Source organism: Lacihabitans soyangensis (assembly GCF_024343775.1).
Lineage (GTDB): Bacteria > Bacteroidota > Bacteroidia > Cytophagales > Spirosomataceae > Leadbetterella > Leadbetterella soyangensis.
Genome location: NZ_RJUF01000004.1, coordinates 44,411 through 59,520, shown reverse-complemented (window position 1 = coordinate 59,520; position 15,110 = coordinate 44,411). Strand labels below are relative to the sequence as shown.

The 15,110-nt window shown below is 39.3% G+C and carries 10 protein-coding genes; 6 read left to right on the top strand and 4 right to left on the bottom strand.

Annotated features, from left to right (window positions below):
- The 3 genes from EGI31_RS03105 (at nt 1) to EGI31_RS03095 (ending at nt 3,270) form a co-directional block, all read left to right on the top strand.
- Nucleotides 1-792 carry an SDR family NAD(P)-dependent oxidoreductase gene (locus EGI31_RS03105; RefSeq protein ID WP_255035685.1) on the top strand — a complete coding sequence of 264 codons (792 nt, stop codon included), beginning with the start codon at nt 1-3 and terminating at the stop codon, nt 790-792.
- A 14-nt stretch (nt 793-806) separates the two neighbouring features.
- Nucleotides 807-1,697 carry a sugar phosphate isomerase/epimerase family protein gene (locus EGI31_RS03100; protein ID WP_255035684.1) on the top strand — a complete coding sequence of 297 codons (891 nt, stop codon included), beginning with the start codon at nt 807-809 and terminating at the stop codon, nt 1,695-1,697.
- Nucleotides 1,698-1,812: 115 nt separating this feature from the next.
- On the top strand, nt 1,813-3,270 hold the full coding sequence (locus tag EGI31_RS03095; RefSeq protein ID WP_255035683.1) for a Gfo/Idh/MocA family protein: 1,458 nt from the start codon (nt 1,813-1,815) through the stop codon (nt 3,268-3,270).
- Between the two features lie 151 nt (nt 3,271-3,421).
- Here the strand turns inward: EGI31_RS03095 and EGI31_RS03090 are convergent, their stop codons facing one another.
- Both EGI31_RS03090 and EGI31_RS03085 read right to left on the bottom strand, forming a co-directional pair.
- Entirely contained in the window at nt 3,422-5,143 is a 1,722-nt protein-coding gene (locus EGI31_RS03090; RefSeq protein WP_255035682.1) for a DUF6089 family protein, read from the bottom strand.
- A gap of 139 nt (nt 5,144-5,282) precedes the next feature.
- Nucleotides 5,283-7,415 carry a S9 family peptidase gene (locus tag EGI31_RS03085; RefSeq protein ID WP_255035681.1) on the bottom strand — a complete coding sequence of 711 codons (2,133 nt, stop codon included), beginning with the start codon at nt 7,413-7,415 and terminating at the stop codon, nt 5,283-5,285.
- Between the two features lie 120 nt (nt 7,416-7,535).
- Between EGI31_RS03085 and EGI31_RS03080 the strand changes: the two genes are divergently transcribed.
- The 3 genes from EGI31_RS03080 to EGI31_RS03070 all read left to right on the top strand — a co-directional run bounded on the left by EGI31_RS03080 (nt 7,536) and on the right by EGI31_RS03070 (nt 11,884).
- Nucleotides 7,536-9,011: a M28 family peptidase gene (locus EGI31_RS03080; RefSeq protein WP_255035680.1), complete on the top strand. Its 1,476-nt coding sequence runs from the start codon at nt 7,536-7,538 to the stop codon at nt 9,009-9,011.
- A gap of 15 nt (nt 9,012-9,026) precedes the next feature.
- Nucleotides 9,027-10,571 carry a YifB family Mg chelatase-like AAA ATPase gene (locus tag EGI31_RS03075; protein WP_255035679.1) on the top strand — a complete coding sequence of 515 codons (1,545 nt, stop codon included), beginning with the start codon at nt 9,027-9,029 and terminating at the stop codon, nt 10,569-10,571.
- 83 nt (nt 10,572-10,654) lie between these two features.
- A complete protein-coding gene (locus EGI31_RS03070; RefSeq protein ID WP_255035678.1) occupies nt 10,655-11,884 on the top strand; it encodes an MFS transporter in 1,230 nt (409 codons plus the stop codon).
- Nucleotides 11,885-11,924: 40 nt separating this feature from the next.
- Here the strand turns inward: EGI31_RS03070 and EGI31_RS03065 are convergent, their stop codons facing one another.
- A complete protein-coding gene (locus EGI31_RS03065; protein ID WP_255035677.1) occupies nt 11,925-13,895 on the bottom strand; it encodes a protein-disulfide reductase DsbD family protein in 1,971 nt (656 codons plus the stop codon).
- A 119-nt stretch (nt 13,896-14,014) separates the two neighbouring features.
- Nucleotides 14,015-15,076, bottom strand: coding sequence for a PorP/SprF family type IX secretion system membrane protein (locus EGI31_RS03060; RefSeq protein WP_255035676.1), 1,062 nt, complete (start codon nt 15,074-15,076; stop codon nt 14,015-14,017).
- Nucleotides 15,077-15,110: the final 34 nt, after the last annotated feature.

The window sequence follows — 15,110 nt, the reverse complement described above, 5'->3', positions numbered from 1 at the left end:
ATGATGCTATCTGGAAAAGTAATCATCATAACTGGAGCTTGTACAGGCATTGGCAAGGCTGTAGCCATTAAGTGTGTTCAAGAAGGTGCCAAAGTTGTAATAAATGGCTTGGAGGATGATTTAGGCGTAGAATTAATTGGTTTTTTGGGAAATGAAAATGCAGAATTGGTTATTGGGGATATTACAGAAAGTCATTTGCCCAATTTACTCGTTGAAACAGCCAAAAAGACTTTCGGGAAATTGGATGCGGTCGTAAATAATGCTGCCTTCATAGCCACGTCAGACATTGATAATACGGAAATTGCCTTTTTCGAAAAAATGTTTAAAGTTAATACTATTGCACCATTTGCTCTAATTCAAGCCTCGACCAAGGAATTGTCTAATAATGGTGGATGTGTAGTTAATATTGGCTCTATAAACGCCTGGGGAGGTGAGCCTCACCTTTTGGCTTATTCCGTTTCAAAAGGGGCTTTGATGACCTTAACAAGAAATTTAGGGGATTCTTTATTTCGCCAAAAGGGTATTCGGGTAAATCAAATAAATCCCGGATGGGTATTAACGGACAAAGAAAAACGCAATAAAAAGGAGCAAGGAATGAAAGACAATTGGTTTGAAGACATTTCTGATTTTTTTGCACCGGCCGGCCGGATTTTTAAACCAGAAGAAATTGCCAATATGGCGGCATTCCTGTTAAGTGATCAGTGTGGCCCCGTTAGTAGTCAGGTTTTTGACATGGAGCAGTTTCCTTTAATTGGTAGAAATATGCCAAAAGATATAATTATTACCAAGTAAACTAGATTTAGAGAATGCCGAAGTTAGCTGCATTTCCCAAGGCTTTTATGCAAGAATTATGTAAAACTGGCACCATGAAGGTGTCAGAGTGGATAGAACTTGCTTCAAAATTGGATATTGAAGGTTTGGAGTGGTATGCTGGCTTTTTGGAAATGCAAGATCCTAATAATTGGCAAAAATTCAAGGAAGAAGTGTCCAATAAAGGGAAACAAATTCCTATGCTCTGTTGCTCGTCCGATTTCACTCATCCGGATATTGCATTCAGGCAAAAAGAGATAGAGAAACAAAAAAACTGGATTAGGATGTGCCAGACACTTGGAGGAAAATACTGCAGAGTACTTTCGGGACAGCGTCGGCCAGAGCTTTCGATTGAGGAAGGAATTCAATACGCAGTAGAATGTATTGAGGAATGTTTACCTTTCGCCGTTGAGTGCGGGATTACATTAATAATTGAAAATCATTACAAAGACGATTTTTGGGAATTTCCTGAATTCGCCCAAAAAATGGATGTTTTTTGTGAATTGGTTGGCAGAATAAATCATCCAAACTTCGGGGTAAATTATGACCCAAGTAATACCTTTTTGGCAGGAGAGGATCCGCTAGAGCTTTTGAATAGGGTTTCGCACAGGGTTGTAACTATGCATGCCAGTGACCGATACCTCATTGAGGGTACCATTGAAGATTTACGCAAAGAGGAAGGCGGCTCGCTCGGATATGCCAAAAGACTTCGCCATGGTGAAATCGGTAAAGGGCTAAACGACTACGATGCGATTTTTGCTGAACTAAAAAGGGTTGGTTTCGATGGCTGGATTAGTATAGAAGATGGTGTAGAAGGAATGGAGCAGCTGGCGAGAAGTGTCACTTTCTTAAAAAATAAGATGGCTTTGTATTGGCCTGAAAATTGATTTTTTGGTCTACTCAATTTCATTTATTAGCCATCCTCAAATTTTATTTTTAAGTAATCTTTGTAAATTGTATTCAAAAACAGAACATTCAATATTTATTCAATCTTAAAATAAAATGAGCAAAAAAGAAAAAGAAAATTCTCGACGGTCATTCATAAAAAACGGAGCAATAGCTTCTTCGTTTTTTATAGTTCCCCGTAATGTACTTGGTGGAATTGGGTTTATTTCTCCAAGTGACCAATTAAACCTAGCAGCTATCGGTGCAGGTGGAAAAGGTAGGAGCGATATCAAAAATGCGTCGGTAAATGGGCGTGAAAGAGTAACAGCTTTGTGTGATGTCGACTTTTCAGGATCGGCTGCTGACTCGGTAAAGTTATTTCCAAATGCCAAACGTTTTTCGGATTATCGTGTAATGTTAGATTCGATGAAGGACATCGATGCAGTTACAATTTCTACACCTGATCACGTACATGGTCCTGCAGCGAAATATGCCATGGAAAGAGGGAAGCATGTATATGTGCAAAAACCAATGACACATAATATCCGTGAAGCTAGGTTACTCACAGAAATGGCTCGAAAATATAAAATTGTAAGCCAAATGGGTAACCAAGGAGCCTCAAATCCGCTTTTGAAAACTGTTCAGAAATGGGTGGATTCAGGCAAATTGGGCAAGATTGGTAAAGTTCAAATATGGACAAACCGTCCAGTATGGCCACAAGGTGGAGCTATGCCAAAACCAGACGACAGCCTTAAGCCCAAAGATTTGGATTGGGATATGTGGTTAGGACCAGCCGAATTTAAGCCTTTTACACCAAATATGCACCCATTTAACTGGCGTGGATGGTGGGATTACGGCACAGGAGCATTGGGTGATGTGGGTTGTCACTTGATTGATATTCCTTTTCGTACCTTAGGTTTGAAGTATCCAACAGATGCAGAATGTAGTGTAGCCTCGGTTTACACCAAAATGTGGACAGCTGACTACAATCCAGAGGGTTGCCCTGCATCTTCATTCATTACTTTGCATTTTGGCGAGACTCCGAAAAGTAAGTCAAAAATAGAAATGACTTGGAGTGATGGAGGCATAAGACCTTCACATCCTGATATAATTCCTGCAAACGAAGATATTGGCGGTGCGAATAGTGCAAATGGTGTAATGATAATTGGAGAAAAAGGTATCATAACCACCAATATAAACGATAGCTCTCCAATGATGCCTAAGTTATTTTTGAATGATGGCACCCGCGAACTCGGCCCTGATCTACCAAAAGATATGGAGTCTGAGTATGGACACCAAAGACTATGGGTGGATGCCTGCAAAGCTGGTTTTAAGAGCAAGGAGCATCTTGGTTTGACTTCCTCATTCGATTACGCCGGCCCAATGACCGAAACCGTTTTGATGGGTAATTTGGCCATTAGAAGTTATATGCTCAGAAAAGAAGATAGTAAAGGCAAAATGGAATTCTTCGCTCGTAAGAAATTGCTTTGGGATGGTGAAAACATGAGAATTACTAATCTTGAAGAAGCCAATCAATTTGTTGGACGTACTTACCGTAAAGGCTGGGAAGTGTAGACTGAAAGAAGTAGATATAATTAGGGATGGCATTTTAAAGAAATTTAGAATGCCATTTCTTTTTGCCGGTAGAGGTAGAATTTATGCCTAAAAGTATGGGCATAAAAAAAGCGACTCGAAAGTCGCTTTTTTTATATTTGAGTAGAAAATATTATTTCAACAAGAATTCGGTTCTAGAACCAGATTTTGCTCCGGTAGCGTTGGTGTAAGATGTGTTTGGATCTTCATCGCCAAATCCATCATAAGACATTCTTGCCTTAGATACACATTTCTTTTTCATGAAATAAGTATAAATAGCACAAGCTCTTAATTTAGCCAATCTTACATTTTGAGAACCGCTTCCACCGTCGTTGTAAGTATTGATGGTCAAGTTAGCGTCTTTACATCTTCCAAGAACATCACAAACTCTTTGAAGAGACTTGTAAGAAGATGGCTTCAGTTTGTTTGTTCCAGGGTAGAACTCAATTCCTTGTGCAGCAAAACTCAATTGCTCCAATTCGTTAGCCGTGATTATACAACCACTGGCTGATTTATATCCTCTCATTGGGGCAACACCGTTTACATAACCTTCAGGACAACCTTGGTTGCTCATTAAGCCAGGAACAGACGGACACAAATCTTTATTATCAGGCACTCCATCACCGTCACTATCAGGACATCCGTTGGCAGAGGCTAAACCTTTTACATTGATACAGTCATCGTTTGTATCAGCTATTCCGTCACCATCAGTGTCAGGACAACCGTTCAAGGCAGCAGGACCTGCAGCATTTGGACACGCATCGTCTTTGTCTGCTATACCATCACCGTCGGTATCTGGGCAACCTTTTAGTTCTTTCACACCAGCTACATCTGGACAGGCATCGTCTTTATCAGCAACGCCGTCAAAATCCTTATCTGGACATCCTTTTAAGTAAGCAGGACCCACTAGGGTAGGACATGCGTCGTCTTTATCTGCAATACCGTCACCATCGCTATCCGGACAACCTTTTAAGCCAATTGGGCCTGGAGCTGTTGGGCACTCGTCGTCTTTATCTGGCACTCCGTCGCCGTCTGTGTCAGGACAACCTTGGAATTTTGGCAAACCAGCTTCGTTTACACAAACATCACATTTGTCAACAACACCGTCTTTGTCAGCATCTTTGTCACCAAATCTATAAGAACCTAGTACGTTGGCTAAAAAATAACCATCTTTTCTGTCTGAATTACCGGCAAGGCTCAATCCGTCTAAATAATCCGAAGTAGAGAATCTGTAACCAGCCTCAGCTCCAATCGTAAATCTTCTAGCAATATTGTACTTCAAACCTAAACCCACAGGGATAACTGCAGCTATTCTGTTACCAAACTTGGCTGTGTGGTCTCTATCTGCTTGCAAATCTCTTGGAATTACTGGGAACTGTGCACCAGGTTCTTGGTAGATAGTCGGATTACTATATGTAGCACCAATACCACCAAAAATATAAGGAGAGAGGGTTTTCTTCATAAAACCATCACATGTAAATCGTCTTTCTTTCAATGGATAAAACTCACCAAGAACGGCAGCTTCTACAAACGGAGTAGATGAAAATCTTAGTCTTCTGTAGTCCCAAAGTCCGTCAGGATTGTCAAGGTCTCTACCCGCTAATTTACCAACAAGTACTTGTGGCCTTATTGCGAAATAATCACTGATGTGTCTTCTAACAAAAAGACCACCCATGAAGTTATTCTGCGAAGCATAGGGCTTGCTGCAGTGCATGTCACCGAAATATTGATTGACGCCTAAAAGTGCTCCAATCTCCCAAGGGTAAGGTTTGCAAACAGTACAAGAATCTTGTGCCTTTGTTGTAATGGAGCCAAAAGCAAAGAAAGCTAAAATTAAAAATGTTACCTTCTTCATTTGAATTTAAGTAATATTGAAAGAAATTTGAATGAATTTACTACAAAAAATATTGCTACACAATCATTCAGTGCATATTATTACACAAAAATATGACAAAATACATTTAAATAAAACATTTTAGGGGTTTATTAAAATTTTAATTAAGTTTTTGTGCCAACCCTAAAATAAATGTATACATCAATGCGGTGTTTTTTAACGCTGAAAATCTACCAGAAGCCCCACCATGGCCCGAGGTCATGTCAGTGTGAAGCAATAAGATGTTATCGTCTGTTTTGTAATCTCTTAACTTAGCTACCCATTTTGCTGGCTCCCAATATTGCACTTGGCTATCATGTAAACCGGTAGTAACAAGCATATTAGGGTATTTTTTCTTTTCCAGATTATCATAAGGCGAATACGAAAGCATGTAGTCATAAGAAGCCTTGTTTTTTGGATTTCCCCACTCCTCAAACTCCCCAGTAGTGAGCGGAATAGACTCGTCAAGCATGGTAGTTACAACATCGACAAATGGAACGGCCGCTACAACTCCTTTGTAAAGTTCTGGCGATTGATTGATAATGGCTCCCATTAAAAGTCCTCCAGCACTGCCTCCCATAGCAAATAAATTGTCTTTGCTGGTATATTTTAGGTCAATTAGGGCTTTTGAACAATCAACAAAATCGTTAAAGGTGTTTATTTTTTTGAACATTTTACCGTCCTCGTACCATTGTCTTCCCATTTCTTGCCCGCCCCTAATGTGAGCGATAGCATAAACAAAGCCTCTATTGAGTAGGCTTAGTCTTGTAGAGCTAAACGATGCATCCATTGAAGAACCATATGATCCATAGGCATATTGCAGCAGGGGTGAATTTCCGTCTATTTTGGTGTTTTTGTGGTAAACAATAGACACTGGTATTTTGGCACCGTCTCTTGCAGTCACATAAATACGCTCGGTTTTGTAATTCGATTTGTCAAAACCTCCCAAAACCTCTTGTTCCTTTTTGAGAACTTTCGCTTTTGTGTTCATGTCATAGTCGAATGTCGAGTTTGGCGTAGTCATTGAATTATAACCAAATCTCAAGGTATTGGTATCAAATTCGGGGTTTGTGCCAATGTAAGCGTCATAAGTAGGTTCGCCGAAATCTAGGAAATGTTCTTTCTGCGTTTTTTGATCCATAATTCTGAGTTGAATGAGTCCTTCTTTACGTTCTTGCAAAACCAAATGGTTTTTGAATACCTCCAAACCTTCCAAGAAAACATCGTTGCGATGGGCAATCTTTGTCTTCCAGTTCTTCGGATTTCCACCCAGTTTTTCATCCACTTCCATTAGCTGGTAGTTAGGAGAATTACCGAGGTTTGTTCTTATAAAAAACTTGTTTTCGTAGTGCTCCAAATAATACTCCAAGCCATTCTTTCTTTTCAAAAAAGTTTTAGGTGCCACATTTGGAGTAGTTGCGTTAATTAGTTGATATTCAGTAGCTATTCCGTTTTGTTCAGAGAAAATAACCACATATTTTTTAGATTTCATTCTACCGATACCCATGTAATATTGGTTGTTTTTTTCTTCATAAACCAATACGTCGGTTTTGGGGTCTGTTCCCAAAATATGTTTGTAAACTTTGTTGCCCAGTAAGGTCTGTTGGTCTCTTACCACATAGAAAAAAGTCTTGTTATCGGCAGCCCAAGCGTAGCTTCCGCCCTCTGTATTTGGTATTTTTTCAGGATAAAGCTGGCCCGTTTTGAGGTTTTTGAATTGCAATATGTAATTTCGTCTACTTACCGTGTCTTCTCCGAAGGCTATAATTTCTTCATTATCAGATATTTCAAAGCCTCCAATGCTGAAATAAGTATGACCTTTTGCCATCTGGTTTCCATCGAGCATTATCTCCTCTGCGGCATCAAGAGATTTGTATTTTCTACAAAAAACGGGATATTCGCCGCCTTCAACGAATTTTGAATAATAGAAATAAGATCCATCTTTGTAAGGTACCGATTCGTCTTTTTCTTTTATCCGACCTTTCATTTCCTCAAAAAGTGCATTTTTTTGACTTTCCAAAGAAGACATTACTTTTTCGGTATAGGTATTTTCGGCATTCAAATAGTCTATCACCTCGCTGTCTTCTCTTTTATTGAGCCAGTAGTAGTCATCCACTCTTGTGTGATTGTGAATAGTCATTGGATGAGGTTTTTTAGTAGCTTTGGGTGCTGTCAAACCCGCTGAAGTCATTTTTTGTGCCATTAATACGTTAATTGCTATTATATTTAGAAGAACTAAAAGTGTTTTTTTCATCAGAACAAAGATTTAAAAACTGAAATAAAAAAAAATATTTATATTTATGTTTTGATTTACCTAAACACAAAGCAAATCTAAGCTTCAAACCAATATACTTCCTATTAACAGACCATCATTATGAAAAATTATTTTCTTGCGGCATTTATATTTTTATTTGGCATAAGTGCATTCAAAGCCAAAGATGCGGACCTGAAAGGTATTTTTACGAAGATAAATGCAGACGTTTTACAAAATGGTAAGGTGTATGAAACCTTGGAAGAAGCTACTTCTACAATTGGCCATCGATTAACAGGAAGTACCAACGGCAAAAAGGCGGAGGAATATGCCTACAATCTCCTAAAAAAATATGGATTCGCCAATACGCAATATCAACCATTTGTGGTGGAGTCTTGGTCTAGAGATACCGTGAGTTTGACACTTGTGCCTGAGAAAAGTGACAATTATGTCGATTATAAGGTAGTGGCTTTGGCTCATTCTCCTGTTTCATCGCATGTTACAGGTAAAATTGTCGATTGTGGCGATGGATTAGAGGAAGATTTCGAGAAAGTCAAAGACGAAGTCAAAGGCAAGGTGGCTTTGTTTAATATCAACATACAATCTGAGGCGAACAAGGGCAAAAAGAATTTGCACCGCTCGGAGAAAACGGCTTTGGCTATTCAATATGGAGCTACTGGAGTTATCATTGCCAATGCTGTTGAGGGTGGAGTTTTGCTAACAGGAACGGCTTCGGTTACTGGTGAATTAATACCCATACCGGCCGTTTGTGTGTCAGTAGAATCGGGTAAAAGTATGAGACGTTGGATAAGAGACGAGAAAAATATTTTAGCGGTAATTGATATGCGGAATTTCAGTCGTCCGATAAACGCAAGAAATGTAGTGGCCACGCTTCCTGGAACCTCCAAAAAGCTTAAAAATGAGAAAATAGTGATTGGTGGGCATCTTGACTCATGGGATTTGGCAACTGGAGCTATGGATAATGGAATCGGTTCTTTTACTATTTTGGATGTTGCCAGAGTATTTAAGGCCCTAAATTTGAAAACCAAACGTACCATAGAATTTACGATGTTTATGGGCGAAGAACAAGGCTTGTTGGGCTCGAGACATATGGTTAAAAAGTACTTGGAAACTAATCAATTAAACAACGTGAAGTTGATGATGAACCTTGACATGGTAAACAATACTATGGGTTTTAATGCCGGCGGAAACGATGCTCTGAAGGCAAAAATGGATGAAATAGGTGAAATCATAAAGTCAGTAGACCCAGATTATAAAAACATGAATCGCAACGCCGCTGGTTTACATAGCGACAATCAGCCATTTATGCTTCGCGGAGTTTCTACTTGTTCGCCGTCGGGTAGCTTTCCGGTTAAGGCTTACAACTGTTACCACGCCAATTGCGACAGATTTGATCTTATCAATAAAGACCAAATTAACAACAATGTAAGGTTTACAGCCATGATGCTTTATGCCTTGGCCAACATGGACGAACTACCTACTAAGACCATGACAGACGATGAGACAAAAGAATTTTTAACAAAACAAAACCTCAAGAAAGAGCTAATCATTGGTAAAGATTGGCGTTGGGAACAATAATCACTTATAAAATATATGTTATCCACAACATTTGGTGCTGCCGTTTATGGTGTCAGTGCGGCTTTAATAACAGTAGAAGTTAGTGTACTAAAGGGCGGCTTTGGCGTGAGCGTGGTTGGTCTACCTGACAATGCAGTTCGAGAAAGTTTACAAAGAATAGATGCCTCGCTCAAAAATGGTGGTTTCGAACTTTCGAGATACAAAACCATTATCAATCTCGCTCCGGCTGACATTCGGAAAGAAGGCTCGGCTTACGATTTGCCCATAGCGGTATGTATGCTTACTTCTGGAGGTAAGTTAGAGTATGAAAAAGACCTTAAAGAGTATGTGATACTTGGAGAATTGTCTTTAGATGGAAAACTAAGACCCATAAAAGGAGTTTTGCCAATAGCTATAGAGGCCAGAGCCAATAAACTCAAGGGTTTTATTTTGCCAAAAGAAAATGCTCTTGAAGCTTCCATAGTTAACAATTTAGACGTTATTCCGGTGGAGACCTTACAAGATGCCGTAGGCTTTTTGACTGGAGAACTCGACATAAAGCCACTCATAACCGATACCAGAGATATCTTTTATCATACTATAAACGAGTATGAGGCGGATTTCTCCCATGTGCAAGGACAGGAAAATATCAAAAGGGCGTTAGAAATTGCTGCTGCTGGTGGTCACAACGCCATAATGATTGGTCCTCCCGGGGCTGGTAAAACGATGTTAGCCAAGCGATTGCCTTCTATTTTGCCGCCTTTAACCTTAATGGAAGCCCTAGAAACTACCAAAATACACTCAGTTGCAGGCAAATTGGATTCTTCATCCTCCTTGATTTCAAGAAGACCTTTTCGCAATCCACATCACACCATTTCAGATGCCGCTTTGGTAGGTGGAGGCAGTTTTCCACAACCTGGCGAAATATCTTTGGCACATAATGGGGTATTATTTCTCGACGAATTGCCAGAATTCAAACGGACGGTTTTGGAGGTTATGCGGCAACCTTTGGAAGAACGCAAAGTGGTGATTTCTAGAACTCGACTGGCGGTAGAATTTCCTTCAAGTTTTATGCTCATTGCCAGTATGAATCCTTGTCCATGCGGGTATTATAATCATCCTGAAAAAGACTGTACCTGCCCACCGGGAGCCGTGGAAAAGTATTTGAATAAAATATCAGGCCCACTTTTGGATAGAATAGACCTGCATGTGGAGGTAACCCCGGTGAGTTTTGATGAGATTTCTTCTACGCGTAAAAACGAAACCTCATCTCAAATTAGAGAGCGTGTGGTAAAAGCTAGGGAAATTCAAATTGAGCGATTTAAATCTTTTGAAGAAATACATTCAAACGCCATGATGCCCGCCGAAATGGTGAAGAAAATTTGTGAAATTGGCGACCCAGGCAAAGCACTCCTTAAAAAAGCAATGGAACGTCTTGGTCTTTCTGCACGTGCCTACGACCGAATCCTGAAAGTTTCCAGAACGATAGCTGACTTGGCAGGGACAGAAGAAATAAGAATAGAGCACCTAGCGGAGGCCATCCAATATAGAAGTTTGGATAGAGAAAATTGGGCAGGGTAAGGTTTATTTAGGACTTCTGAACCATTTCCACCTATTTTTGATTACAAAATAAGGCTATTACTGAAAAATACCTCTCTGAAATAATGGAAATAAAACCCCTCAGTTCATATCAAAAGTTTGTGATGGCCATGCTGGCAATTACCCAGTTTACCGTTGTTTTAGATTTTATGGTGATGTCTCCTTTGGGAGATATTTTGATGAAGTCTTTGGTAATTACACCGAAACAATTTGGAATTGCGGTTTCGAGTTATGCATTCAGTGCAGGTATTTCTGGTTTATTGGCTGCAGGTTTTGCAGATAAATTTGATAGGAAAAAGCTTTTGATATTTTTCTATTTGGGCTTTATAGTGGGTACTTTTCTTTGTGGAATGGCTCCAACTTACGAAACATTGGTAGCCGCTAGAATATTCACAGGTATTTTCGGCGGTGTAATGGGTTCCATCAGCATGGCCATCATTACCGATATTTTTGAGCTAAATCAACGAGGACGAGTGATGGGGATAGTCCAGATGGGCTTTGCGGCCAGTCAAGTATTAGGAATTCCAATGGGACTGTATTTTGCCAATCTTTGGGGCTGGCATGCACCATTTATGATGATTGTGGTTTTGGCAGTGGTCGTAATACTCGTTGTAATAATTAAACTGAAGCCAGTCAACGCACATTTATCAGTGAAAAACGAAAGAAATGTTTGGGCTCATTTTAGACACGTTTTGTTCTTGAAAAATTACAGAATTGCGTTTCTTTCAACGGCCTTGCTATCTATTGGAGGTTATTTGATGATGCCTTTTGGAAGTGCCTTTGCGGTGAATAATTTGGGCGTTTTACAGTCAGAACTTCCACTTATTTTTATGCTTACGGGTGTATCTTCTTTGATTTTTATGCCTTTGGTAGGTAAACTAAGTGATAGATACGACAAGTTCAAGATTTTTGCAATCGGGTCTGTTTGGGCTGTGGTTTTTACCTTGATTTATACCAATCTTTCAGTTACTCCGCTTTATGCTATTATTACGCTGAATATTTTGTTGTTCATGGGTATTTCGTCTAGGATGATACCATCAAGCACACTTACTTCTGCTATTCCAAACCTTCAAGATAGAGGAGCATTTATGAGTATCAATTCTTCCTTGCAACAGATAGCAGGAGGCATAGCTACTATGTTGGCAGGTCTGATTATTGTTCAGAAAGACAAAAATAGTCCACTAGAAAACTATCCAATATTGGGTATCATTGGTTCTATTTTTATACTAATGACCGTTTGGTTTATTTATAGGGTTTATAGGATTGTGAAAAATAAAGAAGCACAACCGAAATAATCCGATTGTGCTTCAATTTGTATGCAAAAACCAAGTCCTTTTACTTAAATCCTGCCTTGCCTTTGTCTAAAAACTTGATAAAATCGGCTTCACTAGAGTAACCGAGTGGTTCCAATAATTTCTCACCATTGGGATGAACGATGACGTAGTAAGGCTGAGCGTTATTGTTATATTTGGTGATTTCCAAATCCATGTTTTTGTCGCCAACGGTAGTTTTTAGCTCATCATCGTATGTAGAGGTGTACTGTTTTTCTTTTGGCAGTTCCTTTTTGTCATCCACGTAAAGTGAGGCTATCACAAAATCTTCTTTCAGCCTTTTAAGTACCTCGGGTTTTGACCAAACGTTTTCTTCCATTTTGCGACAATTGGCACAAGCATAACCCGTGAAATCTATCAAAATCGGCTTATTTATTTCTTTTGCATAAGCTTGGGCATCATCAAAATCATAAAAACCGTATAATCCGTGCGGCAGAGCTCGCATTTTGTCTGTTGGTAAATTTGCATTTGAAGCACTAGGAGATTCTACTGGCATTGGTGGTAGTATTCCAGATAGCAAAGCCAATGGTTTGTTGGCCACTCCAGGAAGCATATATGCAGCTAATCCTAAGAATAGAGCAGCAAAAGCTATTCTTAAAGGTCCACGTTTTTCAATTTTATCATCCTTAGAAAAACGGATGAAACCTAAAATATAAATGCCTGTAATGACAGCGATAACTATCCAAATGGCCAAGAAAATATTTCTATGGAGTAAGTTAAAATTATAAGCCAAGTCAATATTGCTCAAGAATTTCAATGCCAGTGCAAATTCTAAGAATCCAAAGACAGCTTTCAGTTCATTTAACCATCCGCCAGATTTAGGAAGGTTTTTGAGCAATTGTGGAAACATGGCCAAACCTGCAAACACTATTGCAAAAGGAGCTCCGAAAGCAAGCATTCCGTACAATGGACGAAGTACCTCACCTTGAGCGGCAGCAATCAGCAACGTACCTACTAATGGAACTGTACAGCTAAATGAAACCAAAACCAAAGTTAATGCCATAAAAAATATGCCTATTAAACCGCCTTTGTCCCCGAGTCTGTCGACTTTGTTTACAGTAGAATGAGGGAGGACAATCTCAAAAGCCCCTAAGAGAGATATACCGAAAAGTATGAATATCACAAAAAATAATAAATTAGGAGCCCAGTGGGTACTGAGAAAGTTAAGAAAAGGTGCACCAAAAGCCATCGCCACGAGTCCCATTAAGCCAAAAATAGCCATAATTGATATGCCGTAGAAAACTGCTTTTGATTTTCCGTTTTTTTGTTTTGTAAAAAAACTGACCGTCATCGGCATAATGGGGTAGATGCATGGCATAAATATGGACGCAAATCCAACACCAAATGCGGCCAATAAAAATTGCCAAAGGCTCTTACTTTCTTCCATGGGTTTTTGAGAAATTTCTGATTTTCTGCTTATTTTTTTATCATTTGGAGCGTTTTCATTAGTTATAACTGCCGTTGCAGTATCTTGGCTCACTATGTCTGCTATCGGCTCTGTTTTGGCGGCTTCTGTAGTAGCTATTTTTATGCTAAAATTCTCATTTCCAGGCACACACTTGCCGTCTATATCAGTACAGGTTTGATAACTTATTTTTCCTTTTATGGTAGGATTGGCCTCGAGTATCTTAATTTTTTGAATGAATTTCCCTGTTCCTTTGAAGTAAGTAACGTCACCTCCCCAAATCTCATCAAATTTCTTTTTCGGATTAATGGGTTTTATTTTCCCAACTGGCTGAAAACCTTCGTCTTTTGGAAAGGTGAACTCGGTAACCGTTGGGCCTAGTTCAGGACTAAAATCTGATGAATACAAATACCAGTCTTTCTGAATTGTAGCCGTAAATTCTACATCCACCACATCTCCGACAGATATTTTGTCTTGTAAAACTTTGTATTTCCAAGTTGTAGGTTTCTCTAACTGGGCAAACGCCGAAATCGATATAAAAAGTAGAATAAGAACCTTTCTGAAATGCATAAATGGTTTGTTCGTTTGAATATGTATACGAGTATTTGTAAGATATCGTTTCTTTTCTAACAAAAAGCCCCTCAAATATATTTCAATCTGAGAGGCTTTTTTTGAATTCATATCATTATTTAGAATTTTGGACAAGCCAATTCTTTCTTTCTCTGCTTTAAATAAGGACTCTTGTCATTGTCAAATTTGTCCAACTGATAAGATATAGAAAACTCGTGTGAGCCACCAGTTCCTCGGCCCGCTGCTAAGCCCGATATCGTGAAGTCGTAACTATAACCAACCGAAAAGTTATCAAATCTGAAACCTACTAATGCTGCTATGGCGTCTTGGTTCGGGAAATTGTCAAAAACCTTTTTAAGTGGAATACCTCTATACTGAAGTCCCAGTGTAAGTGGCGTGTAGGTGGCGTAGGCTCCCAAATCCAACTGAGAAAACTGACCTTGTTTTTTGTATAAAAACGTCGGAGTTATGGTAAATTCCTTATCCATATTGGCCGAACCTGTTATTAAGTGGCTTAAGTTTATATTATAGCCTCCATTTACTACATATTTACGAGGAATACAGTCGCCTGTAGCACATCCGTCAGCAGTAGAAACTCCGCTATAAGATACCGTAGGCTGTGTTATGTGAGTAACTGCCAAACCCATAAATACTTTTGGATTGTAAAACAAAACCCCTGAGCCCACGTCGAAATTTTTAACTGTTCGGTAGTTGGTAAGACTTGCATATGGGTCAGCAGAAGGATTGCCTGTATAGCCACTATTGGACAACTGATCTCCAAAAATTAATCCGTTAGGATCAAAACCTCTGTTGGAATAACTACCTTGAAGCCCCATTCTTAGAAAATTTTTCTCCCCAACTCTTAGTTGGTAAGCATAAAGAGCCGTTACTTCTGAGTTTTTAATTCTATTGCCTTGGGCATCACTCATCATGGTAATGCCTATGCCGCTGTTGGCTTTTTCTATGAAATGATCTACACTTATAACCGAAGTTATAAAATTAGCATTCAACGAAGGCCACTGATTTCTGTAATTATAAATCAACCTTGGAGCATATCCAGAACCCGTAAAGGCGGGGTTGTGATACAAAGGAGCAGCGTAAAACTGGGTAAATTGTGGGTCTTGTGCAAAGGCCACGTTTACCAAATTTGCCAATATCAATATTTGAAAAAGTCTTTTCATACAGTATTTTATGGAACAGTCAAATTAATCCTAC